A 25,059-nucleotide genomic window follows, 5' to 3' on the forward strand; every position below is an offset into this window, starting at 1 on the left:
TCGGTGTGTTCGTTCCCCTTTGTTTGTGTGAACCCCAACCCTTGGGTCATGGGAAGGGTTTGGACCGGGTGATCTATCACCGGGTCCAACGGTCGACCGTAGTGGGTGTCAGACGCCGTTGGTGTTGATGAAGCGCGGCCCGTAGAAGACTGGCTCATTCAGATCGGTGTAGCGGCCAAGAGCCTTGCACTCGTCCGGGTACAGACGTTCGAGCGCCTGTACGGCGGTCTCCGGAACCTGGTGGCGCATGATGTTGAAGCAGGACCGTACGCGCATCTGGTCCATCTGCGTCACCGCGGCGCCGAGGGAGGGCCACCATGTCTCGACGGGGCCGTTCCAGGCCCGGTCCAGGGCGTCCATCATCAGGGTGTAGGCGTCGTCGAATCCCTCGAGCTCCTTGCGGACCTCGGCCGCGTCGGGGTCGAAGGCCAGGAGCTTGGCGTATCCGTCGGCGGGGACGGCGAGGGTGTTGATGACGACCGGCCACACGATCTCTTCACCCCGGAAGAACTCGGGCTCGTTCTCCGGGGAGATCGTGAGCTCAGGGTCGGGTGTCAGGTAGCGGCGGCCGTAGCGCAGTTCGGCGAAGCGGGCGTAGTGAGAGCCTTCCTTCTGGAAGTCCTCACCGGCTGCGACGGTTCCTTCGCCTTCGCCTTCGCCCTGTTCGGTGATGATGTCGAGGCCGTGGTGGAACCTTTCCACCGGGTCGACGCCTTCCTCCGGGGTGAAGGTGAGGTAGCCCAGGTTGCCGCCGACCTGGTTGGCCGGGCCGCCTGCGTCGACCGCACGGCGCAACGCGTCCTTGTGGGTGTCGATGGCTTCCCGGATGGCGTCGTAGAAAGCACCGATGGTGGGGTAGGGGGTGCTGCGCTGGCGGGAGTTGAGCATGAACGCCGGGGCTTCCAGGCGCATGAAGTTCTCCAGCGAGCGCGGGGAGAGCTGGGCGAGGATGACCGGGAGGTCGGGAGCCACCCCACCGGGCAGGCCCCGCGTCGCGTACTTCGGCGCGAGCGTGCGGACACGCGGGCTGCCGCCGAGGGCGGCGACCATGTTGGCGGCGATGGCCATGTGGACCATCTCCTCCATCAGCACACTGCGGATGGTGTTGTACGAGGGGTAGTTCTGCACCTCCAGTGAGTACATGGCTGCGCAGTACAGCGGCATCGTCGAGTGCTCCAGGGCCACGGCGGTCTGAAGCGCTCCGCGTATCCAGTCGACGTCCCGCAGTGCGACGGGGGTGACCTGACCGGTCATGGGTGGCCTCCTGCCGGTTTCAGAGACTGTCGTCGGTCTTGGCCGGGAACAGCATCGGCTGGAACAGGTCCTGGAAGGAGGCCTCCAGTTCGGGGTGGTGGTAGAACTCGGGACCCTGCTCTTCGAAGATCGCGTCACTGATGCCGCCGTAGGTGTCGAACATCATCGCGACGATGGTGCCGACCTCCCGGCCGAAGTAGTGGGCGACCAGAGCGACGGTGCCGCCGTTGATGCCGTAGGAGCCGGTGAACGTCCAGATACGGGACGACGGGTTGGCCACCCACATGCGCCGGTTCTCCGGCACGTTGAAGCCTTCCTCGCGCATGCCGCGGCCGATCGCGGCGACGGAGGTGATGTGCTCGTCGTTGACGATGCCGGCGCGGACGATCGCCCCGACACCGGAGCAGTTCGCGGCGATTATCTTCCCGGCTTCGTGGTGCCGGCGAATCGCCTTCAGGACCCGCTCGTCGGAGAGGATCGCGCCGGAGCCGACGCCGCCGGGGATGTAGAGAATGTCGAACAGGTCGTCCTCGGTGAGAACGCCGTCGGCGACGACGTTGGTGCCCATCTGCATCTTGATCACGCCCGGCTCCAAGGAGACCAGCCGCACGTCGAGGTCGCGGGGAGCGGCTTCGCGCTGCCACGGGGCGATGGAGCCGTTCAGGACCATCGCCGTGCCCTTGAAGATCTCGGTCGGGGTGAGGCAGTCCTGCTCGGAGACGGACTCGTAGCCGAGAATGCCGATGGAGTTGATCTGTGTGGTGATGGTGCCGGGCACCTGCTGCGGTTCGGGCCGGCGTCCACGCATGGGAGTGGGAGTGCTCACGGTGTGTCACCCTTCGCTGAAGTGAGGCCGGAGGTGTCCGGTCGTGAACCGGCCCCCGTGTCCTGCACATTCACACCGGCCGGCGCCCGGGTTCAAATAAGCGCCTGGGCAGGGAGACATCACCGCCTCGTAGAACACCTGCGCCCTTATCTCGGGGCGCCCGGTTCCTTATTTGGATCTCCCCTCGCGCCTGCCTAGGTTCGTAATCGGCCGGGGACACCGAGCCACGAAGGGGGATCCATGTCCGAGCTGACGCAAGGCCAGATAACCACCCAAGACCCACAGCACGACTACGCCGTCCGTATCGACCCGGGCCCGCGGGACTTCTCAGCCCTCAACGAAGTCGTCCGCAAGGGCTCCCGGATCGGGAACGAGCGCCTGGAGGGCGACGACCACCTCAACGAGGTCATCCCCAAGCCGTGGGGAATGGAGTACCGCATCTACGTGGACGACTTCATCGACGTGTGGAACCTGAAGATCGAGCAGGGCCAGTCCACCTCGATGCACGTCCACCCCCGCAAGCTCACCTATCTGCTGTGCCTCGCCGGACAGGGCGTCACGGACACTCTCACCGAGCAGTACCCCGTCGGCGCCGGCACCATCCTGCGCATCGGCGGCGGCGCTTTCCACTCCACCCGCAGCGTCGGTCCCGGCCCCCTGTGGCTGGTGGAGGTCGAGGCCCCGCGCAACAAGTTCGACCTGATCCGGCTGCGCGACAACTACGCGCGGGAGAACACCGCCTACGAGACCGAGCACGCCGAGGCGCCGGACCTCCCGGCCCAGCCCGTCTCGTACCTGCCGCAGGCCCGGTTGCGGGAGAAGTCCCCCGGCGGTGAGTTCGCCTTCGGGATCCGCGCCGGCATGGACGTCTTCTACCGCCGCCAGCAGCAGGACCTCTTCCACGTCCCGCTCGGCCTGACCGGTGTCGTCACCGGAGAAGTGGACATCCTCGCTCCCGCCCAGGGCGATGCCCGCCGCCCGGCGCTCGATCAGTACTACCTCTCCCTCTCGCTCGCCTGACCAGCCCCCACTTTGCCCTGCATCTGCCAGAACGGAGTACACCCATGCCCAGCGCCGCGATCATCACCGGACCCGGCTTCCAGGACCACGACGTCGTCTACACCTACTACCGGCTCCTGGAAGAGGGCTGGAACGTGGACGTCGCCACCAAGAACGGCGCCGACGTCACCGGCAAGTACGGGATCCCGCTGCCGATGGACAAGACCGCCAAGCCGCTCGTCGCCTTCGACCAGCTCGACGCCGCGCACTACGACGCCGTCATCCTCACCGGTGGCCACGAGGCCCCCGACCGCGTCCGGCAGGACGCGAACGTCCTCGACTTCGTCCGCGCCATGGACAGGCAGGAGAAGGTCGTCGCCGGCCTGTGCCACGGCCCGTGGATCATGGTCTCCGCCGGAGTCCTCAAGGGCCGCACCGCCTGCGCCTACATCGGCCTGCGTGACGACGTCATCAACGCCGGCGCGAACGTCGTCGACTCCGACGTGATCGTGGACGGTCACATCATCACCTGCTCCTACTACGCCTACGTCGGCCGCTTCATGCGCAAGGTGTTCGACACCGTCGCCGACAAGGCCGGCAAGGCCGGGGTGGCAGCGGCATAGCCACGTTCCCCCGGAAGCCCGGCGCATCAGGAACCGGGGGAGCGCTGCCACTACCTGGGCGCGGGGCGCCGGGAGGCGAATTCCCCCGGCCGGAAATCCCGGCGTCCCGCGCGTCCACTCAAGCCCATATCTCGGGGGAGCCTCGTGCTGATACTCGACTTCGACGGCGTCATCGCCGACGCCTTCACCGAATGCGCCATCGTCACCTACTACGCCGACCAGGACCCTGAGCAGGTCGCGCTCATACCCCTCGAAGAGCTGGCCGCCGGCGTCCCCAGGGGATTCCTGAACCGCTTCGGCCTGGTGCGCAAGTACGCCCGGCTCCTGGAAGACTTCATGGTCGCCCGCGACCCACAGGCCGAAAGCATCACAGGCATCGGCGACTACGAAGCCCTCCTCGCCCACATCCCGCCCAAGCAACTCGCCTCACTCGCCAGAGGCGCCACCACAGTACGGGCCGCCCTGCGCGCGGCACAGGGCCCGGAGTGGCGGGCCATGCACACCCTCTACCCCGGCATCCGGGACCTGCTGGAACGCCACCGGGGAAGAGGAACCTCGATCGTCACGGCGAAGGACGCCGACTCGGTACGGGAGATCCTGGAGCACCACCGGCTCCAGGCCGCAGTGGTGGAGGTGATCGGCGAATGCTCCGACAAGCGCTCTGCCGTACTGGATCTGGCCGCCGGCGACGGCATCCAGCCCGATGCGGTCACCTTCATCGATGACCACATCACCAACGCCCTCGCCGTACGCGACACCGGCGCCCGGTCCTTGTGGGCCTGGTGGGGCTACCACACCCCGGATCACATCGACCGGGCCATCCAACGGCGCCAGCGCCGTGTCTACCTTCCCGAACTGGCCACCCTCACGGCCTGACCCTGAAAGGACCCTGTCATGCCGAAGGTTCTCTTCGCCCTCACGTCCAACGACCGGCTCGGCGACACCGGCCGCAAGACCGGTTTCTACGTGCCCGAAGTCGCTCACCCTGCCCAGGTCTTCGAGCAGGCCGGATGGGACATCGCGTTCGTCTCCGTCGAAGGCGGCCCGGCGCCGAAGGACGGTGTGAAGGAAGGCGACACGATATCCGCCGAATTCCTCGACAAGTACGCTGAGAGCCTCGCCGCCACACCTACGGCGCACGGGCTCAAGGCCGCGGACTATGACGCGATCTACTACGCCGGCGGCCACGGGACCATGTGGGACTTCCCGCACGCCACCGACCTTGCCCGGCTCGCCGCCGACATCTACAACCGTGGCGGTGTCGTCGCCGCCGTCTGCCACGGCCCCGCCGGACTCCTCCCCATCACCCTGGAGGACGGGCGCCCGCTGGTCGAGGGCAAGCAGGTGTCCACCTTCACCAACGAGGAGGAGGCTGCCGTCAGCCTCAGCGACGTTGTGCCCTTCCCCCTGGAGACCGCCCTCATCGACAAGGGCGCCAAGATCACCAAGACCGGCAACTTCGCCGAGCACGCGGTGGCTGATGGCCGCCTGGTCACTGGCCAGAACCCGGCCTCCGCGGCGAAGGTCGCCGAGCTGACCATCCGTCAGTCGACGGTCGCCACCGTCTAAGCTGCAAGGGACCGATAGAACGCCGCCGGTGGGCGGTGTCACTCCGCATGACCAGCGGAGCGACACCGCCCACCAGGACACGCAGAGTGATCATGTACGTTCAGAAATCACGGGGGATGGTTTGGACCACGCCGCCCGGCGCGTCGCATCCCCCTACCGGTCACGGGGGGCCGGACGACATGCAAATGGGATGGTTGCAAACCTTCATAGCCGTGTACCACAAGGGATCGTTCACCAAAGCCGCCGCACATCTGGGCATCACGCAGCCTGCCGTGACCCAGCAGATCCGCGGCCTCGAAGCGGAACTTGGCAAAGCTCTGTTCGACCGCACGCCGCAGGGCGCTGTACCGACCGTGGAAGGCGAGGCTCTCGCGCACGACATCGAGGGCCCCATCACCGGTCTGACCGCCGCGATCAGTCGGCACTTCGATGTCTCTCCGTCCAACCGGCCGATACGACTGGGCGGGCCGACAGAACTGATCATCACCCGCGTTATGCCCTCCATCGGCCGGCTTATCGCCGATGGGCTGGACATGAGGGTCACCCTCGCGGAATCCTCCAGGCTTCTCGACGACCTCAAGGCAGGTCACCTCGACATGGTGGTCTCCACCATCCAGCCACGCTGCCGCGGCCTGGACGGCACCGCACTCACCGACGAAGAGTTCGCCCTCGTCGCCTCCCCAGCGGTCGCGGACAGCCTCCCGGCCGGAAGCCTCGCCGTGGACGGGCCACGTGCGCTGGAGAAGCTGCCAGTGATCTCCTACGCCGAGAGCCTGCCGATCATCCGCAGCTACTGGCGCACCGTCTTCGACAGTCCGCCCCCCGGGCCGCCGGCCGCCGTCATCCCCGATCTGCGTGGGGTGATCTTCGCCGTCATCGCTGGGGCCGGGATCTCCGTCGTCCCTACCTACTTATGCGCCGAGGAGATCGCCGCAGGCAAGCTGGTGATGCTGGTGGAGCCGGAACTTCCGCCCATCAACACTTTTCACTTGGCCATCCGCTCCGGCACGCTCACGGATCCACGCCTCGCCCGGCTTCACGCTCACCTGATCACCGAAGCACCGAAATGGACTGACGTCCACAGCTGAACCACCCCGCACGAGCCGCAGCCGGCCAGCACGGTCCGGCAGGCGCTGCACCCCCTTCGGGGCGCTCGTGCGGACCGAGGGGGGCGCCCGGCGAGTGCCCGGCGCCCCCTCGTGGAGTGGTGTCGTCAGCTCGGGTTGGTTTCGATGACGGCCACCCGGTCGGTCTTGCTCTTCAGGGCCTGGCGCAGGGCGCCGTAGACGTCCTCGGGGGTGACGGGCGTCTTCTTGCCGTTGGCGCGGGTGATGAGCACGCCGTCGAACGTCTGGCCGTAGAGGCCCTTGAGGGCGTTCAGGTCGGGCTTGTCGACCAGCTTGCCGCCCACGGCCGTGACACCGAGGAACTTCCAGAGCGATTTCTCCGGGCTGAACGCGATGCTGTGCGCCGGGTCCGTCTGCACGGTCACCTTGGCCGACATCGCCGGCTCGGCGAACTCCTTCATGATCCGGTCGACCTCGGCCTTGGCGACCGTCGGCTGCTGGGTGGTCGTCGGCACGTTCACCGCGGTGGCGGTGCCCGTCTCCACCTGGGTGCGGTACGCCGCCTGCACCGCCTCGGTCGACTTGGCGACGTCGATGCCCTTGCCCGCCTTGCCGTAGACCGGCACGGCCCTGCCGGACTCGAACTCGATCGTGCCCTCGGTCACCGATCCGGCGCCGCCCGCCGCGTCCTCCAGGGCGGCGTGCAGCTTCTCCTCGTCGACCGGCATGACCGGGTCGACCACCCGCTTCTGGCCGAAGAGCGAGCCGATGACGGAGACCGGGTTGTAGTCGCTCGTGGCCGCCGCGCTGGCGGTGGCCTGCGAGTCGAGCTGGAGCCCGGCCTGGTCGGGCTTGAGGGAGACGGTCTCGCCGCCCACCGTGAGCTTCAGCGGCTTGCCCGCGCGGGCGGCGAGGGTGTCGTCCAGCTTCTCGACGGCGTCGTCGCGGGTGCCGCCGCCGATGTCGACGCCGAGCACGGTGGTGCCCTTGGGCACGTCGGAGCGGTTCATCAGCAGGCCGGCGCCGTAGGTGACACCGGCGACCACGACCAGGCCGCCGACGAGCAGCGGCAGCTTGCCGCGCCCCTTCTTCTTGGCGGGCTTGGCGGAGCTCGCCGGGGGCGTGGAGACCGGTTCGGGCAGCTTGGGGGGCGTGTGCGGCAGGGGTCCGTCGCCGCCGGGGCCCTGGAACGGCGCGGTGCGCTCGCTCGGCACGACGGGGATGCCGCTGGTGACGGTGTTGCCAGAGATGTTGTCCGGGTTGCCGTAGCCCGGAGTGCCCGGCTCGGGGGCCGGCTTCTGCGGGGTGAGGATCGCGGTGTCGTCGCTGAGCCCGCCACCGGGGCCGGTACCGGGGCCCTGCGTCCTGCCGGGGGCGCTGGGCCCTCCAGGTCCCCGTACGCCGGTCGGCGCGGGCCCGCGCTGTGCCGGGGGCGCTCCGGGCCCCGCGGCCGCCCCGGGGGCGCCGAAGTCGCCGAGATCGCCGAGGTCGCCCACCGGGGGCGGCGAGAGCCGGCCCTCGCCGGTGACCGGGCCGCCGGTCGGACCCGCGGGGCCCGAACCGCCGCCGTAGGGGGACTGCCCGTTCGGGCCTGCGCCCTGGGCGCCCGGTCCGTCGCCGGAGAAGTACGGCAGGTCGTCGCGGCGCGGCTCGCCGCCGGGGCCGGTGCCGGGGCGGGCGCCGTTGCCGCCGAGCGGTCCGGCCGCCAGCGCCTCGGTCACGTCGAAGGAACCGGTGCCTCCGCCGTGGCCGGGCGCCACGGGACCGCCGGTCGCCCCGGGGAGACCGGCGCCGTTCGTGGAGCCGGGCCGGGCGCCGCCGGGCACGTTCATGGAGCCGACGACGCCACCGGGACGGCCGCTGCCGCCCCCCGGCCGCGCACCGCCACCCGGCCGCGCACCGGCACCGGGCGCCCCGCCACCGGACGCGCCCGCGCCGGGTGTGCCGGCCGGGGCACCGGTCGCGGGGGCCGAACCCCCGGGCAGACCGGCGCCGTTGGTGGAGGCGCCGCCCTGAGTGCCCTTGCCGGGACCGGACTTGCGGGGCGCGAACCAGTCGCTGGTCGGCTTCTCCTCGGCGGGCCCGGCGGGCTCGGCGGGAGCCTCGGGCGCGCTCGTGGGCGCTGCCGCGCTCGGCGCGGGCTGCTCGGCCGTCGTCTCCGCGTCGCCCGCGCCGCGCTCGGCGTCCGTGACGGGCTTGCGGACGACGACCGGCGGGATGGGCCGCGACCCGGGGATGTTGATCCGGATACGGGTCGTCAGCGTCGTCTCGGTCTTGCGCTCCTCCGGTCGCGCGGCCGAACGGCCCGCGTCCGCACCGGCGTCGGAAGCCGTGGGTGTCCCGTAGGGCGGGGTGCCCGACGGGTACGCGGCTCCGCCGCGCCCGTGGGGCCCGGAGGACGAACTGTCAGTTTCACGACTCAAGGCAGGTTCTCCCGGTTGGCTCCGCCGCCCGTCACCCCTTCAGAGCGGGCGGCTCGGCGGCGCGCACCACCATACTGGCCACTTCTCACGCGTATCCCGTGACCGCCGGGGAAACCCACACCGGACTCGCACGCGCGCACAACGGCGAAGTAGTACGTCACTTGCCATGTCGGACAGCGTCGCCGTCCGGTTGCCGTACCGGCGCCAGGGTGGCGCACATCACAGCAACGGCGATCCCGCCGAGCAGGAAGAGATAGGAGCCGCTGCCGGCGGCGAACACGAAGTCGCCCTCCGGACGGCTGGTGGTGAGCAGCACCACGGCGAGCGCCCAGCCCGCGGCCGGCGCGACGGCGCCGCCCCGGCGTCCCACGGCACGGCCCGCCCCGAGACAGAGCCCGGCCTCGGCGGCCAGGGCCAGCAGCAGCCCGCCGGGGAACCAGGCCGGCTGCAGCAGCGCCCCGGCGACGCCGATGACGGCGCCGAGTACGAAGAGCCCCACGTAGAGGGCGGCGCGGCCGAGCGAGGGCGGGCGCAGGGGCTGGGCCAGCGCGGAGGTGGTCGGCGGGGTGCGTCCGCTCACGACGCCTCCTCGTTCTCGATGGCGCTGATCCCGGCGAAGAGATCACTTTCGACCCCGGCACCGCCCCGCTCGCCGCGCACCAGCTCGTAGTACTCGGTGGTGAGGACCGGCTGGGCCAGGTCGTTGGAGAGGACGAAGTACGGTTCGGCGACCGTGATCTGCGTGGCGTGGGCGCGCATCGCGGCGGCCTTGGCGGCGGCGTACGCGGTGCCCTCGCCGCGGATCTCGGTGGTGATCTTCCCGTCGTCGACGACGCCCGGGACGTCCTCGACGCCGGCCGCCCTGTCGAACGGCGTGCCCGGCAGGTCGGCACGGAGGCGGGTGAAGCCGTCCTCGGCGAAGGAGCGCGGGACGCGGTTCCAGTACACCTTCTCCACCGGGCAGCCCGCCTCGGCCGCCAGTTCCACCGACCGCATGGCGATGCGGTGGGCCTGGATGTGGTCGGGGTGGCCGTAGCCGCCGTCGGGGTCGTAGGTGACGAGCACCTGGGGGCGTACCTCGCGGATCACCTCGACGAGGAGTGCGGCGGCCTCGTCGAGGTCCGCCTGCCACAGGCAGCCGGGGTCGTCGTTGTCGGGCAGGCCCATCATCCCGGAGTCCGCGAACCGGCCCGGCCCGCCGAGCAGCCGGAAGTCCTCGACGCCGAGCGCGCGCATGGCGTCCGCCAGCTCGCCCCTGCGGTGTCCGCCCAGGGCGGCACCGGACAGGTGCGAGAGCTGCGGCGGGATGACCTCCCCCCGCTCACCGAGGGTGCAGGTCACCAGCGTCACGTGGGCGCCTTCGGCGGCGTACCTGGCCATGGTGACGCCGTTGTTGATCGACTCGTCGTCCGGGTGCGCGTGCACCAGCAGCAGACGCCGGGCGGGCTGTTCCTTCATGCCCCCACCCTATGAGGCCCGCCCGTCAGAAGTTGATGCTGCCGATCATCCCCGCGATGTTCGTCGTCAGCTCACTGATCGTGGGCGCGACGGTCGAGGAAGCCAGGTAGAAGCCGAGAAGCATGCACACCACCGCGTGCCCCGCCTTCAGACCGGATTTCTTGACCAGCAGGAAGACGATGATCGCCAGCAGCACAACCGCCGAAATCGAGAGTGCCACGGCGGCTCACCTCCAATAAGCCCAGGGACATGAGGGGGTCGGTCGCAGTCGGAGCTTGGGACAGTGCACGCAGATAAATCCACGCGGCGGGCACCTGGTTGATACCCACTATGCGCTAGTGATCATAACTATCCGTGCGCGCGCATCTCTCGGCGCACGGCCGCACAAGGGGGCGCATGGCCAATATGGTCGAGGCATGACGACCGAGTCCGACTCCTTCCCCAAACGGCACGCCCGCACCCAGCGGTTCACGCTCGGCGCGCCGCGTTCGTTCACCGTGGCGCCCGACGGTTCACGGGTCGCCTTCCTGCGCTCCGGCACCGGCACGGACCGGGCCAACTCCCTCTGGGTTCTCGACATCGACGAGGGCACGGAGCGCGTCGCCGCCGACCCGCGAGCCCTCCTCGGCGGCGCCGAGGAGGCCCTGTCGCCCGAGGAACGGGCACGGCGCGAGCGCAGCCGTGAGGGAGGTGCGGGCATCGTCGGCTACGCCACCGACTCGGCGGTCGAGCTGGCCTCCTTCGCCCTCTCCGGGCGGCTGTTCGCGGCCGAACTGCGGGCCGGCACCGCCCGCGAACTGTCCACGCCCGGACCGGTCATCGACCCCCGCCCCTCCCCCGACGGCCGGCACATCGCCTACGTCGCGCGGGGCGGCCTGCGGGTCGTGGGCGCCGAGGGGGACGGGGACAGGGCCCTGGCCGAGGCGGACGGCGAGGGCGTCACGTACGGGCTCGCCGAGTTCGTCGCCGCCGAGGAGATGGGCCGCAGCCGGGGCTTCTGGTGGAGCCCGGACTCGGACCGGCTGCTGGTGGCGCGGGTGGACGACACGCCCGTGCAGCGCTGGTGGATCTCCGACCCGGCCCGCCCCGAGCGTGATCCACAACACGTGCCGTACCCGGCGGCGGGCACCGCCAACGCGGACGTACGGCTGTTCGTCCTCGGCCTCGACGGGGGGCGCACGGAGGTTCTGTGGGACCGGGCACGGTACCCGTATCTGGCGCGAGTGCACTGGTCAGCGTCGGGTGCGCCGCTCCTTCTCGTACAGGCGCGCGACCAGCGCAGCCAGTTGTTCCTGGCCGTGGACACCGTCTCCGGGACGACCCGGATGGTGCACGCCGACGAAGATCCAATTTGGCTGGAACTCTTCCCCGGCGTGCCCTGCTGGAGCCCGTCCGGACAGTTGGTGCGGATCGCCGACGAGGGCGGTGCGCGCGTGCTGGCGGTCGGTGAACGGCTGCTGACCGGGGGCCAGTTGCACCTGCGGGCGGTGCTGGACGTCGGCGACGACGACGTGCTGGTCTCGGCGTCGGCGGGCGCGGAGGCGGCCGATCCGGAGACGGGCGAGGTGCACGTCTACCGGGTGAACGAACTCGGCGTGGAGCGCGTCTCGCAGGAGCCCGGCGTGCACACGGCGGTGCGCTCCGGGGACGTGTCCGTTCTCGTCTCCGCGACGCTGGAGCGGCCGGGGGCCCTGGCGCGGGTTCTGCGGGACGGCAAGACGGCGGCCACCGTCACCTCGTACGCCGAAGACCCCGGTTTGTCCCCGCGCGTGACCCTCACCCGAGGGGGCGCACGCGCTGTCCCGTGCGCCGTGCTTATGCCAACGGACTACCACGGTGACACCCTCCTCCCGGTGCTCCTGGACCCGTACGGTGGCCCGCACGGCCAGCGGGTGGTCGCGGCGCACAACGCCCACCTCACCTCGCAGTGGTTCGCCGACCAGGGGTTCGCGGTGATCGTCGCCGACGGGCGGGGCACGCCGGGACACTCCCCCGCCTGGGAGAAGTCCATCAAGGACGACGTGGCCGCGGTCGTGCTCCAGGACCAGGTCGACGCGCTCCAGGCACTCGCCGCCGACTTCCCGCTGGACCTGAACCGAGTCGCCGTGCGCGGCTGGTCCTTCGGCGGCTATCTCGCGGCACTGGCGGCCCTGCGCCGGCCCGACGTCTTCCACGCCGCGGTGGTCGGCGCGCCGGTCACCGACCTGCGGCTCTACGACACCCACTACCAGGAGCGGTACCTCGGCGACCCCGGCGAGCAGCCGGACGTCTACCGCCGCAACTCGGTGATCGACGACGCCGGACTGGTGGACGCCGCCGAGCCGCACCGCCCGATGATGGTCATCCACGGGCTGGCGGACGACAACGTGGTGGTCGCGCACTCCCTGCGCCTGTCCTCGGCCCTGCTGGCCGCCGGGCGCCCGCACGAGGTGCTGCCGCTGTCCGGCGTCACGCACATGACCCCGCAGGAGTCGGTCGCCGAGAACCTGCTGCGGCTCCAGGTCGACTTCCTCAAGCGGTCGCTGCCCGCGCCGTCGTAACGTCGTCCCTCACCCGTCCGTCTCCGGCGGAACCACCTGCTTCTCCTCCGCGAAGTGGCACGCCGAGTCGTGGGCCGCGGGTCCGGTGGCCGAGCGGAACTCCGCGGGGACGGCGAGGGCCGGCACCTCCAGCGCGCACCGCTCCTTCGCCTTCCAGCAGCGGGTGCGGAAGCGGCAGCCGGATGGGATGTTCGTCGGGGACGGGACGTCGCCGGCCAGGATGATCCGCTCCCGGTGCTCCCGGGCCTCCGGGTCGGGCACCGGTACGGCGGACAGCAGGGCCTGGGTGTAGGGGTGGGTCGGGTGGTCGTAGATCTCGGCGTCCCGGCCGGTCTCCACGATGCGGCCGAGGTACATCACCCCGACCCGGTCGGAGATGTGGCGGACGATCGACAGGTCGTGCGCGATGAAGATGTAGGACAGGTCGAACTCGTCCTGGAGGCGGCCCATCAGATTGATCACCTGGGCCTGGACGGAGACGTCGAGGGCCGAGACCGGTTCGTCGGCGACGATGATCTCCGGGCGCAGGGCGAGGCCGCGCGCGATGCCGATGCGCTGGCGCTGGCCGCCGGAGAACTGGTGGGGATAGCGGTTGATGTACTCCGGGTTGAGGCCGACCACGTCCAGCAGGTGCTGGACCCGGGCCCGCCGGTCGCCCTTCGGCGCCACCTCCGGGTGGATGTCGTATGCCTCCCCGATGATGTCGCCGACCGTCATGCGGGGGTTGAGGGAGGTGTAGGGGTCCTGGAAGACCATCTGGATGTTGCGGCGCACCGCCTTGAGGGCCTTCCCGGACAGCTTGGTGATGTCCTCGCCCTTGTAGCGGATCTCGCCGGCCGTCGGGCGCTCCAGGTTGACCAGCATCTTGGCGACCGTGGACTTGCCGCAGCCGGACTCGCCGACGATGCCGAGGGTCTCGCCGCGGTCGAGGTGGAAGTCGACGCCGTCGACCGCCTTCACCGCGCCGACCTGCTTCTTGAAGAGGATGCCGGTCGTCAGCGGGTAGTGCTTGACGAGGCCGGTGACCTGAAGGATCGGCTCAGCCATGCAGGCACTCCCTCCAGAAGTGGCAGGCGCTGCCCCGCTCCGCGTCGGACTCGGTGACGTCGTACAGCGGTGGTACGTCGGTGCGGCAGACGTCCTGGGCCATCGGGCAGCGCGGGTGGAAGGCGCAGCCGGGCGGGATGCGGGTGAGGTTGGGCGGCAGGCCCTTGATGGCGTACAGCTCCTGGCCCTTCTGGTCCAGGCGCGGGATCGACTCCAGGAGGCCGCGGGTGTAGGGGTGGGCGGGGTTCTTGTAGATGTCGTGGACCGGGGCGGTCTCGACGATGCGGCCCGCGTACATGACGGCGATCTTGTCGGCCACGTCGGCGACCACGCCCAGGTCGTGGGTGATGAGGATCAGGCCCATGTGCAGCTCGCGCTGGAGTTCCGCGAGCAGGTCCATGACCTGGGCCTGGACGGTGACGTCGAGGGCGGTGGTCGGTTCGTCGGCGATGATCAGCTTGGGTTCCAGGGCCATCGCCATGGCGATCATGATGCGCTGGCGCATGCCGCCGGAGAACTGGTGCGGGTACTGCCGCACCCGCTCCTTCGCGGCCGGGATGCGGACCCGGTCCATCAGCTCGACGGCCTTGGCGTGCGCGTCCTTGCGGGACATGCCGCGGTGCACGGTGAACATCTCGGCGAGCTGGGCGCCGACGGTGAGGACGGGGTTCAGCGACGACAGCGCGTCCTGGAAGATCATCGCCATCTCGGCGCCGCGGACCTTCCTGCGCTCCTCCTCCTTCAGCTTCAGCAGGTCCCGGCCCTCGAAGAGAACCTCGCCCGAGGTGATCCGGCCCGGCGGGATGTCGAGGATGCCCATGATCGTCTGGGCGGTGACGGACTTGCCGGAGCCGGACTCGCCGAGGACGGCCAGGGTCTCGCCCGCGTCCACGCCGTAGCTGACGCCGTTGACGGCTCTGGCGACGCCGTCCCGGGTGTGGAACTCCACGTGCAGGTCGCGCACTTCGAGCAGCATGGCGCCGGCTCACCTCAGCTTCGGGTCGAGGGCGTCGCGCACCGCGTCGCCGAGCATGATGAACGCGAGGACGGTGATGGCCAGCGCGCCCGACGGCCACAGCAGGGCGTGCGGGGCGTTGCGGACGTAGGGGGCGGCGGCGGAGATGTCGATGCCCCAGGAGACGCTGGGCGGCTTCAGGCCGACGCCGAGGAAGGACAGGGTCGCCTCCAGGGAGATGTAGGTGCCGAGCGCGATGGTCGCCACGACGATGACCGGGGCGACGGCGTTGGGCGCGATGTGCCGCAGCAGCAGCCGGGAGTTGGAGGCGCCGAGGGCACGGGCGGCGTGGACGTAGTCGTTCTGCTTGGCGGTGATGACGGAGCCGCGGGCGATGCGGGAGATCTGCGGCCAGCCGAGCAGCACGATGAAGCCGATGACGGGCCAGACGGTGTTGCTGGTGATCACGGAGAGCAGCACCAGGCCGCCGAGGACGACCGGGATCGCGAAGAAGATGTCGGTGATCCGGGACAGCACCGCGTCCCCGCCCCCGCCGAAGAACCCGGCGAGCCCGCCGAGCACGCTGCCGAGGACGGCGACCCCGAGCGTGGCGAGGACGCCGACCGTCACCGACGTACGGGCGCCGTAGACGGTGCGGGTGTAGACGTCGCAGCCCTGGCCGTTGAAGCCGAAGGGGTGGCCGGACTGGGAGCCCTCCTGCGCCTTGGCCAGGTCGCACTTGAGGGGGCTGCCGGACGCGATCAGCGACGGCCAGATGGAGATGACGACCAGGAAGAGGATCACCAGGGCGGAGATGATGAAGACGGGGTTGCGGCGCAGGTCGTGCCAGGCGTCGGACCAGAGGCTGCGGGGCTTGTCGTGCGGGCTCCCGCCGTCCGGGCCGGGGGCCTTCTCCAGCGTCACCGCCTCGCTCGCGCCGAGGTCCATGGTGCCGCCCATGCCGGTGCCGGCGATGGCGCGTTCGGGCTCGTACGGCTCCTGTTCAGGCATAGCGGATCCTCGGGTCGAGTACGGCGTACAGGAGGTCGACGACGAGGTTGGCGACGAGGAAGACGAGGACCAGGACGGTGACGAAGCCGACGACGGTCTGCGTGTTCTGGCGCAGGATGCCCTGGTAGAGCTGGTAGCCGACGCCGTGGATGTTGAAGATCCGCTCGGTGACGATGGCGCCGCCCATCAGGGCGCCGATGTCGGTGCCGATGAAGGTGACGACGGGGATCAGGGAGTTGCGCAGCAGGTGCCGGGTGATGACCCGGTGGCGCGGCAGGCCCTTGGCGATGGCGGTGCGGACGTAGTCGGAGCGCCGGTTCTCCGCGATGGAGGTGCGGGTCAGCCGGGTGACGTAGGCCAGGGACACCGAGGCGAGGACCAGGCCGGGGACGATCAGCTCGTCGAAGGGCGCCTCGGAGGAGACGGCCGGGTCGATCCAGCCCCACTTGACGCCGAGCAGGAGCTGGAGCAGCAGGCCGGTGACGAAGGTGGGCACGGAGATGACGACCAGGGTGAGCAGCAGCACCCCGGTGTCGACGGGGCGGCCGCGGCGCAGGCCGGTGACGACGCCGAGGACGATGCCGACGACGATCTCGAAGAGGATCGCGATGATCGTGAGCCGGATGGTGACCGGGAACGCCGTCCCCATCAGCTCGGTGACCGGCTGTCCGTTGAAGGCGGTGCCGAAGTCGCCGGTGAAGACGTTGCCCATGTAGGTCAGGTATTGCTGCCACTCGGGCTTGTCGAGGCCGAACTCCTTCCGCAGCTGGGCCGCGGTGGCCGGGTCGCACTCCCGGTCGCCGCAGAGCCCCGCGATGGGGTCGCCCATCACGTTGACCATCAGGAAGATCAGCAGCGTGGCCCCGATGAAGACCGGGATCATCTGGAGCAGCCGCCGGACGACGTAGCGTCCCATGGCGCCCCCTCAGCTCACCTTGATCTCGTTGTACACCGGGACGCTGAACGGGTTGAGTTCCACGTTGGAGAGCCGGTCCGAGTAGCCGGCGCTGCCGTTCTGGTACCAGAGCGGGATGGCGGCCATGTTGTCGCGGACGACCTCCTCGGCCTGCTGGAAGGTCTTGATGGCCTCGGCGGTGTCGGTCTGGCCGTTGGCCTTGTCGACCAGGTCGTCGAACTCCTGGTTGGACCACTTGCCGTCGTTGGAGGAGGCGTTGGTGTAGTAGAGCGGCTGGAGGAAGTTCTGGATGAGCGGGTAGTCCATCTGCCAGCCGGCACGGAAGGGGCCGCTCATCTTCCGGTCGGTGATCTGGTTGCGGAAGTCGGCGAAGGTGCCGACGGGGTTGCCGACGCAGGCACGGTCGTTGTCCAGGGCGTTGTTGATGGAGTTGCAGACCGCGTCGATCCACTGCTTGTGGGAGCCGGTGTCGGCGTTGTACGTGATCTTGACCTGGCCGCCGGGGAGCCCGCCGCCGTCCCTGACCAGCTTCTTCGCCTCTTCGGGGTTGTAGTCGCAGGCGTCGCCGCAGAGGCCGGCCTTGTAGCCGCCGTCCTCGCCGAGGACCGGTGAGGTCCAGTCGGTGGCCGGGGTGCGGGTCTGCTGGAAGATCGTGTCGGTGATCTGCTTGCGGTCGATCGCCATGGACAGGCCCTTGCGGACCTTCTCGGACCCGGACTTGTTCCAGTCGTCGTCGTAGTACGGGAAGGCGAGGGTCTGGATGATGCCGGCCGGGGTGTTGATGTACCGGTCGCCGAGGTCGCTCTCGACGTTCTTGAGCTGGGCGGCCGGGACGTCGTCGACGAGGTCGAGGTTGCCGGCCATCAGGTCGGTGTAGGCCGTGTTGTTGTCGGTGTAGACCTTCAGGTCGACGCCGCCGTTCTGGGCCTTGTCGGGACCCGGGTACTGCTCCCAGGTGCGCAGGGACATCTGGGAGCCGCGGGTGTAGTTGTCGACCTGGTAGGGGCCGTTGCCGACGGGCTTCTTCAGCCAGGCGTCGTGGTCGTCGAAGAACGACCGGGGCAGTGGCGCGAAGGCCGGGTAGCCGAGGGTGTCGGGGAACGTGGAGAACTTCTGGCTCAGCTTGATGGTGAAGGTCAGCTCCCCGGTGACCTTGAGCCCGGAGAGCGTGTCGGCGCTCTGCTCGCCGCCGTCCTCGGGGTGCACCTTGTCGTAGCCGTCGATGTACGCGAAGAAGTAGGCGTTGCGCTGGTTGTTCCTCAGGCTCGCGCCGTAGTTCCAGGCGTCGACGAAGGACTGGGCGGTGACCTTCTCGCCGTTGCTGAAGGTCCAGCCGTCCTTGACGGTGACGGTGAAGTTCCGCGAGTCGGAGGTCTCGATCTTCTCGGCGAGCATGTCCTGCGCCTCGCCGGTCTTCGGGTCGTACTTCTTCAGCCCGCGGAAGATCATGTCGAGGACCTTGCCGCCCTGCACCTCGTTGGTGTTGGCCGGCTCCAGCGGGTTCTGGGGGTCGCCCCACGAGGAGCTGAGCACGGCGCCGCTGTCCCCACCGCTGTCCCCGCCCCCGCCGCCGCAGGCCGTCGCCGCGAGGGCTACCGCCGCCGCGCACGCGGCCCATCTGGCGTGCGTCGCTCCGCGCATGGAGTGCCTCCTCGTGCCCTGACTCGTCCGCTGGTGCGTTCCCGGTCAGCTTCGGGGGGCTGGCGGCACGGCGCACACCCGTACGGTCCGTACGGGTTGCGGATGTCCGCCGGACGGGTGCCGGCGGTGGGCGGGCACGACGAAGGCGGGGCCGGAAGTGGTGCTCCCGTCCCCGCCTCTGTCGCCGGTTCAGCTCTTGGAGACCGCCGCGCCGCCGTCGGCGCCGTCCTCCATCGCCTTCAGACCCGGGTCCATGACGATGTCCACGTCGCGGGCCTCGGTCGTGGGCTCCTCCGGGAAGTGGCAGGCCGTCAGGTGGCCCGAGCGGTTGCCGGAGAGCTGCACCAGCGGCGGCTCCTCGGTGGCGCACTTGTCCTGCGCCTTCCAGCACCGGGTGCGGAACCGGCAGCCGGACGGCGGCGCGATCGGCGAGGGGACGTCGCCCTCCAGGCGGATCCGCTCCCGCTTGTCCGCGTCCAGGTCCGCCTCCGGCACGGCCGACAGCAGCGCGTGCGTGTACGGGTGGCGGGGCCGGTTGTAGAGCGAGTCGCGGTCCGCGATCTCCACGACCTTGCCGAGGTACATCACCGCGACGCGCTGCGAGAAGTGCCGCACGATCGCCAGGTCGTGGGCGATGAACACGAACGCGATGCCCATCTCCCGCTGCACTTCCTGCAGCAGGTTGACCACCTGGGCCTGGATCGACACGTCGAGGGCCGAGACCGGCTCGTCGGCGACGATGAGCTTCGGCTGGAGGGCGACGGCGCGCGCGACGCCGATGCGCTGACGCTGACCGCCGGAGAACTCGTGCGGGAAGCGGTTGTAGTGCTCCGGGTTGAGACCGACGATCTCCAGGAGCTCGCGGACGCGCTTCTCCCGGCCGCCGGGCGGGTTGATCCCGTTGATCTCCATCGGGCCCGAGATGATCGTGCCCACGGTCTGCCGCGGGTTCAGCGACGCGTACGGGTCCTGGAAGATCATCTGGATCTCGGACCGGATCGGCGCCAGCTGTCGCCGGTTGGCGCGGGTGATGTCCTGGCCCTTGTACTCGATCGTGCCCTGCGTGGGCTCGTAGAGACGGGTCAGCAGCCGGCCGGTGGTCGACTTGCCGCAGCCGGACTCGCCGACGAGGCCCAGGCTCTCGCCGGGGTAGACCTCGAAGTCGACGCCGTCGACGGCCTTGACGTGGCCGACGGTGCGTTTGATCGGGAAGCCGCCCTTGATGGGGAAGTGTTTCGTCAGGCCCCTGACCTGGAGAAGCGGCGCGGTGTCGCCGTCCCGCTGCTGCGGGAACGAGTCGGCCACCGCCGTGGTGGTCTTGGTGTTGTCGCTCATGGTGATGCCCCAGTCGCCGGTTTCCGCTCAGCCCAGCCGGGGCTGAATCTTCTCGATGAACACCTGCTGCCGCTGGTCTCCCGTCAGGTGACAGGCGGCGGCGCGGCCCTCGGGGAGCACCGGACGCTCACCGGAGCACCGGGTGCCGGAGACCAGGTCGGTGAAGCCGCACCGCGGGTGGAAAGCACATCCCGAGGGCGGGTTCATCAGCGAGGGCGGCGCCCCCGGGATCGGCATCAGCGGCTCGTCGATGTCCGAGGAGAGGCTCGGCATCGATCCCAGCAGACCCCAGGTGTACGGGTGCTGCGGCGACTTGAGCACCTCGCGCACCGAGCCGCGCTCGACGGCCCGGCCCGCGTACATGACCAGGATGTCGTCGGCCATGTTGCCGACCACACCGAGGTCGTGGGTGATCATGATGATCGCGGAGCCGAACTCCTGCTGGAGGTCCTTGAGCAGGTCGAGGATCTGCGCCTGCACCGTCACGTCGAGGGCCGTGGTCGGCTCGTCGGCGATCAGCAGGTCCGGGTTGCAGGAGAGCGCCATGGCGATCATGGCGCGCTGCCGCATACCGCCGGAGAACTGGTGCGGGTAGTCGTCGACCCGCTTCTCCGGGTTCGGGATGCCGACCTTCTGGAGCAGGTCGATGGCGCGCACCCGGGCGTCCCTCTTGGACGCGCCGTTGTGCTTCATGAACGGCTCGCCGATCTGCCGGCCGACCGTGTAGTACGGCGACAGCGCGGTGAGCGCGTCCTGGAAGATCATCGCCATCTTCTTGCCGCGCAGCTTCTCCAGCTGCTTCTCACTGGCGTCGGTCAGCTCCTGGCCGTCCAGGGTGATCGAGCCGTCGATGGCGGTCTTCCGGCGGTCGTGCAGGCCGAGGACGGCCAGGTTGGTCACCGACTTGCCGGAGCCGGACTCGCCCACGATGCCGAGGGTCTTGCCGCGCTGCAGGTCGAAGGAGAGTCCGTCCACCGCCTTGACGACGCCGCCCTCGGTGGAGAAGTGGACCTTGAGGTCGCGCACCGAGAGAAACGCGTCCCCCGCGGCGGCGGCCGGGGCCTCTTCGGGCTTGGTCTGAGTGGTCACGGTGGTTCTCCTAGGACAGGCGCACGCGCGGGTCGATGACGGCGTACAGGGCGTCCACGATCAGGTTGAAGACGATGATGAGCGCGGCGCTGACCAGCATGACGCCCATCAGCATCGGCAGGTCCTTGTTGGTGACGGAGTCCAGCGCGAGCCGGCCGACCCCGGCCAGGCCGAAGGTAAGCTCGGTCACCATGCCGCCGCCCATGAGGGCGGACAGGTCGATGCCGAGGATGGTGACGATGGGGACCAGCGAGCCGCGCCACGCGTAGCGGAAGAAGGTGTAGTTGCCCGACATGCCCTTGGCCCGGGCCGCCTTCACATGCTCTTCCTGTAGCTGCTCGATCATCGACGAGCGGCTCATGCGGGTGTAGTTGGCGGTGAAGATGGTCGCCATGACGAGCCATGGGATCAGCAGGCCCGCGAACCAGCCGGCCGCGTCCTCCGAGATCGGCACGTACTTCGGCTTGTCCAGCCAGCCGGTGCTGTAGACCAGGGCCAGCAGCACGAGCGGGCCGAGGAAGTAGATCTGCAGGGAGCTGATGACCAGCGAACCGGAGCTGAACACCTTGTCGATCCACGTACCGCGGTTCCTGGCGGCCAGCATGCCCGCACCGAGACCGACGATGAGGAAGACCACGAGGCTGCCGAGCGTCAGCGACACGGTCAGCGGGAAGCGGTCCATGATCGTGTCCCAGACGTTCTGGTCATTGGCGAACGAGACACCGAAGCACGGGGCGTCGCAGTGTCCGACGGCGAAGTCACGGCCGGTGAAGATACCGATCAGGAAGTTCCAGTACTGGACCGTGACCGGCTGGTCGAGGCCCATGTTCTTGTGGATGATCTCCAGCGCGTCCGGAGTGCAGTTCTTGCCACACGCCAGCAGGGCCGGGTCCTGCGGGATCGCGAAGAACATGAAGAAGGTGAAGGCACTGATCAACACCAGGATCAGCACCGCGCCGAAGGACCGGCGAATGAGGAATTGAAGCATGGCAGACAGCTGCTCTCAGGACTGCGGCAGTCGGATGGGGAGGTCTGGAGGGATCCGGGCCCGGTGGGGGCGCTCCGCCGCGCGCCCCCACCGGTTTCCCGACCGAACGGACTACTTCTTGAGGAAGATCCGGGTCACGTCCACGTAGCTCGAGTCCGAGCTGTAGCGGATGCCGCCGATGTTCGAACCGAAGATCTGGAAGACCTTGGTGTAGTACAGCGGGGCGGCCGGGTTCACTTCCTTGGAGATGTACTCGTTCAGCTCGGCCCAGGCCTTGGTGGCCTCCGCCGGGTCGGCGACCTTCTGGATGCGCTTGATCTCGGAGTTCACGTGGTCGTCGTTGATGTGCGAGTAGTTCGACGCGCCGTCCTGGATCTGCGTGCCGTCGTACACCGGCGGGATGACCGTGGAGGCGGACGGCCAGTCCTGGCCCCAGCCGGTCATGTAGAGGTCGTAGCCGTTCTTGACCTTGCCGACCTGCTCGTACCAGGTGGCGGAGTCGATCTCCTTCTTCTGGATGTCCAGACCGATCTTCTCCAGCGCGGTGGCGATCAGGACGGCCTGCTTCTGGCGGACCGGCGTGTTGCCGTAGGCGTAGACGAGGCTCTTGCCCTCGAAGCCGCCTTCCTTGATCAGCTTCTTGGCGGCCTCGATGTCACCGTTCGGCTTCTTGGCGCGGTTGAACGGGTCGAACTCGCCGTCGTAGCCCGGAGTCGTGGGCGACATCAGGGAGTTGGCGACCTCACCACCGTAGGCGCCACCGTCGGCCTTGAAGACCGAGTCGGAGGGCAGCGCCAGGGTGATCGCGTCACGGAGCTTCTTGTCCTTGATGCGGTCCAGGTTGAAGTTGAGCTGCCACACGTAGGGGGCGTAGCCCTGGATCGTGCGGTTCTGCATCGCCTGCTTGTCGCCGACGACCTTCTGGAGCTGGGTGGTGGCGACCTGACCCGTGAACATCATCGCGTTCTTGGCCTCGCCCTGGTCGGCGAGGAGGGTCTTGGTCTGGTCCTCGTCGTCGTGGTTCATCGAGATGTTGAACCCGTCGACGTACTGGTGGCGCACCGAGTCGGACTTGGGGTCCCACTGGGTGTTCTTGACCAGCTTCATCGACTTGCCCGGCTTGAAGTCGGCGATCTTGTACGGGCCGACGGCGACGGGGGCGGAGTCGTACTTCTCCTTGGTGTCCGTCTCCTCCGGCACGACGCTGTAACCGGGCATGGTCAGCATCTGCGGGACGTCCGGGCGGGCTTCCTTGAAGTGGAAGACGATCGTCTTGTCGTCCGGCGTCTCCAGGACGGTGTCGGGCAGGTGCTTGCCCTTGTCCGGACCCGAGTAGGCGTCGCGGTAGGTGGTGCCGTCACCGGACAGCCACTGCTGGAGGTAGGTCGGGCCGTCGGTGATGTAGTTCGAGTACAGGCGCTCGACCGTGTTGCGGATGTCCGCGGCGTTGATCGGGTTCCCGTTCGCGTCCTTCAGGTTGTCCTTCAGGGTGTACGTCCAGGTCTTGCCGCCCTCGGAGGACTTGCCCGCGTCGGTGGCGAGGTCGCCCACGACGGTCAGGTTGCCGTTCTCGTCCTCGCTGTACTGGGTCAGGCCGCGGAAGATGAGGCGGCTGAGCAGCTTGCCGTCCGAGACGTAGATCTGACCCGGGTCCAGGTGGGAGAAGTCCGCCTCCTGGTAGACGGTGGCGACGCCGCCCGCCTTCGCGCCCTCGACGTCGGGAGCCGGACCGGTGGACGCCGCGGCGTCACCGATCTTGACCGGCTTCGACTGCGACTTGGCGTCCTCCTTCTGCTTGCTGTTGTCCTTGGAGGAGCTGTCGCTGCCACCACCGCAGGCGGTGAGAGTCAGTGCGCCGGCGGCGACCGCGACGATGGCGGCCGTGGCGGTGCGGTTACGGAAGATGCTCATAGGGACGAATCCACCTGCCTGTGAGTAGTGAGCACTGCTGGTACTTGGCCGGGGCCGGGCTGAGCGGCACCGAACCGGCCGGGCGAGGATGTGGGGGGATATCCCCTGGATCTCAGCGGTTCGTCTTGGGATCGAAGGCGTCCCGCACCGAGTCACCGAGGAGGTTGAAGGCCACAATGAAGATCACCATGGCCACTCCGGGGAAGAGCATGTAGTACGGATCCTGCTCGACGATGTTGGCGCCGATGGCGAACATCCGTCCCCAGTCCGGCGTGGGCTCGACGTACCCCACGCCCACGAAGGACAGGAACGCGATGCTGAGGATGGTGCTCGGCAGCGTGAGCGTCGCCTGTACCAGCGTCGGAGTGACGATGTTGGGCAGCAGTTCCTTGCGGAGGATGCGCCAGGGCGAGGCCCCGGAGATGCGCGCCGCCTCGATGAACTCCCGGTCGCGCAGGGACATCGTGGCGCCGCGGACGATGCGGGCCATGCTCATCCAGCCCAGGAAGGACAGCACGATGATGATCGCGGCGGCGCGCACGTAGGTGGGCGTCTCCTTGTCCGGGGCGACGAACACCGTGGTGATGACGGGCATCGCCGCGACGAAGAACAGCTGGCTGGGCAGGGCCATGAAGAAGTCGGTGATCCGGCCGAGCCAGTAGTCGATCTTCCCGCCGAAGTAGCCGCCGGCGAGACCGATCAGGACACCCAGCACCGTCATGATGAGGGTGGCGGCCAGTGCCGTGGCCATCGAGTTGCGCATGCCGTACAGCAGCTGGGTGAACACGTCCCGGCCCAGGCCCGGTTCGATACCGAACCAGAAGTCGCCGTCGATGCCGCCGAACGGCGCGGCGGGCATGGTGAACATGTCCAGCAGCTCGGGGTTCTCCTGCCCGTACAGCGTGTACGGGTCCTTGCCGTACACCATCGAGATCAGCGGCGCCGCCGCCGCGATCACGAAGAAGAACAGGACGACGAAGGCAGAGATCACACCGGCGCGGTCGCGCTTGAAGCGCGCCCACATCAACTGTCCGGGCTTGCGCCCTTCCGGTTCCTTGGTCTCCGGGGCGTCACCCTGCGGCGCGCTCTCTTTGTCCAAGACGGAAGAGGCTTCAGCACCCTCAATCTCGATTGGACTCGTCATGATTCGTCCATTTCACAGGTTGGAGGTCGTCGGGAGTGCACGAGGTCCGACGGCCTTCGCACGGCGTACGTCTTTCGCAGCGCGCGAGGGGAACAACGACTCAGGGGCGGCACCGCCCCCTGGAGAACCCTGGCTCGCGGTCGGAACCACCGACCGACGGCACGCGTCGTCAAGGAAGTTGGCGACGCCTGGCCGCTGCCGCATCAACCGTGACGGCACGGAACGTACCCGCGGGGCCTACACCTGCCATCGGGAACGATGCG

Annotated in this window: 22 protein-coding genes; 6 read left to right on the plus strand and 16 right to left on the minus strand. The window is 69.1% G+C overall.

Annotation, left to right across the window (positions count from 1 at the left end; translation table 11 throughout):
- Positions 1-108: 108 nt before the first annotated feature.
- Together ACFC1X_RS34655 and ACFC1X_RS34660 are read right to left on the minus strand one after the other, a co-directional pair.
- Positions 109-1,254 carry a ferritin-like protein gene (locus ACFC1X_RS34655; RefSeq protein WP_376361761.1) on the minus strand — a complete coding sequence of 382 codons (1,146 nt, stop codon included), beginning with the start codon at positions 1,252-1,254 and terminating at the stop codon, positions 109-111.
- Positions 1,255-1,273: 19 nt separating this feature from the next.
- Positions 1,274-2,080 (minus strand): DJ-1/PfpI family protein, encoded by an 807-nt coding sequence (locus tag ACFC1X_RS34660; RefSeq protein ID WP_376361764.1) that lies wholly within the window; start codon positions 2,078-2,080, stop codon positions 1,274-1,276.
- A 240-nt stretch (positions 2,081-2,320) separates the two neighbouring features.
- On the opposite strand from ACFC1X_RS34660, the gene ACFC1X_RS34665 reads away from it, so the two are divergent.
- From ACFC1X_RS34665 to ACFC1X_RS34685, 5 genes are all read left to right on the plus strand, one after another.
- Positions 2,321-3,100 (plus strand): cupin domain-containing protein, encoded by a 780-nt coding sequence (locus ACFC1X_RS34665; RefSeq protein ID WP_376361767.1) that lies wholly within the window; start codon positions 2,321-2,323, stop codon positions 3,098-3,100.
- Positions 3,101-3,144: 44 nt separating this feature from the next.
- Complete coding sequence (locus tag ACFC1X_RS34670; RefSeq protein ID WP_376361770.1) at positions 3,145-3,702, plus strand: type 1 glutamine amidotransferase domain-containing protein; 558 nt, start codon at positions 3,145-3,147, stop codon at positions 3,700-3,702.
- A 144-nt stretch (positions 3,703-3,846) separates the two neighbouring features.
- Positions 3,847-4,578, plus strand: a complete 732-nt coding sequence (locus ACFC1X_RS34675) for an HAD family hydrolase (protein ID WP_376361773.1) — start codon at positions 3,847-3,849, stop codon at positions 4,576-4,578.
- Positions 4,579-4,596: 18 nt separating this feature from the next.
- The gene (locus ACFC1X_RS34680; RefSeq protein WP_376361776.1) at positions 4,597-5,271 is read left to right on the plus strand and encodes a type 1 glutamine amidotransferase domain-containing protein; all 675 of its coding nucleotides are present in this window, start codon (positions 4,597-4,599) and stop codon (positions 5,269-5,271) included.
- A gap of 92 nt (positions 5,272-5,363) precedes the next feature.
- The gene (locus tag ACFC1X_RS34685; protein WP_376361909.1) at positions 5,364-6,359 is read left to right on the plus strand and encodes a LysR family transcriptional regulator; all 996 of its coding nucleotides are present in this window, start codon (positions 5,364-5,366) and stop codon (positions 6,357-6,359) included.
- A 125-nt stretch (positions 6,360-6,484) separates the two neighbouring features.
- On the opposite strand, the gene ACFC1X_RS34690 is transcribed toward ACFC1X_RS34685, so the two are convergent.
- From ACFC1X_RS34690 to ACFC1X_RS34705, 4 genes are all read right to left on the minus strand, one after another.
- Positions 6,485-8,761 carry a hypothetical protein gene (locus tag ACFC1X_RS34690; RefSeq protein WP_376361779.1) on the minus strand — a complete coding sequence of 759 codons (2,277 nt, stop codon included), beginning with the start codon at positions 8,759-8,761 and terminating at the stop codon, positions 6,485-6,487.
- Positions 8,762-8,918: 157 nt separating this feature from the next.
- Positions 8,919-9,341 carry a DUF6113 family protein gene (locus ACFC1X_RS34695; RefSeq protein WP_376361782.1) on the minus strand — a complete coding sequence of 141 codons (423 nt, stop codon included), beginning with the start codon at positions 9,339-9,341 and terminating at the stop codon, positions 8,919-8,921.
- The gene (mshB, locus tag ACFC1X_RS34700; protein WP_376361785.1) at positions 9,338-10,219 is read right to left on the minus strand and encodes an N-acetyl-1-D-myo-inositol-2-amino-2-deoxy-alpha-D-glucopyranoside deacetylase; all 882 of its coding nucleotides are present in this window, start codon (positions 10,217-10,219) and stop codon (positions 9,338-9,340) included. Before mshB ends, ACFC1X_RS34695 begins: the two co-directional genes overlap by 4 nt.
- 25 nt (positions 10,220-10,244) lie before the next feature.
- Positions 10,245-10,439: a hypothetical protein gene (locus tag ACFC1X_RS34705; RefSeq protein WP_029393692.1), complete on the minus strand. Its 195-nt coding sequence runs from the start codon at positions 10,437-10,439 to the stop codon at positions 10,245-10,247.
- 196 nt (positions 10,440-10,635) lie between these two features.
- On the opposite strand from ACFC1X_RS34705, the gene ACFC1X_RS34710 reads away from it, so the two are divergent.
- Positions 10,636-12,759 (plus strand): prolyl oligopeptidase family serine peptidase, encoded by a 2,124-nt coding sequence (locus ACFC1X_RS34710; RefSeq protein WP_376361788.1) that lies wholly within the window; start codon positions 10,636-10,638, stop codon positions 12,757-12,759.
- Between the two features lie 9 nt (positions 12,760-12,768).
- Here ACFC1X_RS34710 and ACFC1X_RS34715 read toward each other — a convergent pair whose 3' ends face one another.
- From ACFC1X_RS34715 to ACFC1X_RS34760, 10 genes are all read right to left on the minus strand, one after another.
- Positions 12,769-13,806: an ABC transporter ATP-binding protein gene (locus ACFC1X_RS34715; RefSeq protein ID WP_376361791.1), complete on the minus strand. Its 1,038-nt coding sequence runs from the start codon at positions 13,804-13,806 to the stop codon at positions 12,769-12,771.
- The gene (locus tag ACFC1X_RS34720) at positions 13,799-14,782 is read right to left on the minus strand and encodes an ABC transporter ATP-binding protein (protein WP_376361794.1); all 984 of its coding nucleotides are present in this window, start codon (positions 14,780-14,782) and stop codon (positions 13,799-13,801) included. The genes ACFC1X_RS34715 and ACFC1X_RS34720 overlap by 8 nt, the downstream gene beginning before the upstream one ends.
- A gap of 9 nt (positions 14,783-14,791) precedes the next feature.
- Positions 14,792-15,772: an ABC transporter permease gene (locus ACFC1X_RS34725; protein ID WP_376361798.1), complete on the minus strand. Its 981-nt coding sequence runs from the start codon at positions 15,770-15,772 to the stop codon at positions 14,792-14,794.
- Positions 15,765-16,688: an ABC transporter permease gene (locus tag ACFC1X_RS34730; RefSeq protein WP_376361802.1), complete on the minus strand. Its 924-nt coding sequence runs from the start codon at positions 16,686-16,688 to the stop codon at positions 15,765-15,767. Before ACFC1X_RS34730 ends, ACFC1X_RS34725 begins: the two co-directional genes overlap by 8 nt.
- Before the next feature lie 9 nt (positions 16,689-16,697).
- Complete coding sequence (locus tag ACFC1X_RS34735; protein WP_376361805.1) at positions 16,698-18,329, minus strand: ABC transporter substrate-binding protein; 1,632 nt, start codon at positions 18,327-18,329, stop codon at positions 16,698-16,700.
- A 189-nt stretch (positions 18,330-18,518) separates the two neighbouring features.
- Entirely contained in the window at positions 18,519-19,664 is a 1,146-nt protein-coding gene (locus ACFC1X_RS34740; protein ID WP_376361808.1) for an ABC transporter ATP-binding protein, read from the minus strand.
- Between the two features lie 27 nt (positions 19,665-19,691).
- A complete protein-coding gene (locus ACFC1X_RS34745) occupies positions 19,692-20,753 on the minus strand; it encodes an ABC transporter ATP-binding protein (RefSeq protein WP_376361811.1) in 1,062 nt (353 codons plus the stop codon).
- Between the two features lie 10 nt (positions 20,754-20,763).
- Complete coding sequence (locus ACFC1X_RS34750) at positions 20,764-21,741, minus strand: ABC transporter permease (protein WP_376361814.1); 978 nt, start codon at positions 21,739-21,741, stop codon at positions 20,764-20,766.
- A gap of 111 nt (positions 21,742-21,852) precedes the next feature.
- Positions 21,853-23,652 carry an ABC transporter substrate-binding protein gene (locus ACFC1X_RS34755; RefSeq protein WP_376361817.1) on the minus strand — a complete coding sequence of 600 codons (1,800 nt, stop codon included), beginning with the start codon at positions 23,650-23,652 and terminating at the stop codon, positions 21,853-21,855.
- Between the two features lie 112 nt (positions 23,653-23,764).
- Entirely contained in the window at positions 23,765-24,796 is a 1,032-nt protein-coding gene (locus ACFC1X_RS34760) for an ABC transporter permease (RefSeq protein WP_376361820.1), read from the minus strand.
- Between the last annotated feature and the right edge of the window lie 263 nt (positions 24,797-25,059).

Origin of the sequence: Streptomyces sp. NPDC056128 (genome assembly GCF_042263835.1) — a bacterium.
Classification (GTDB): domain Bacteria; phylum Actinomycetota; class Actinomycetes; order Streptomycetales; family Streptomycetaceae; genus Streptomyces.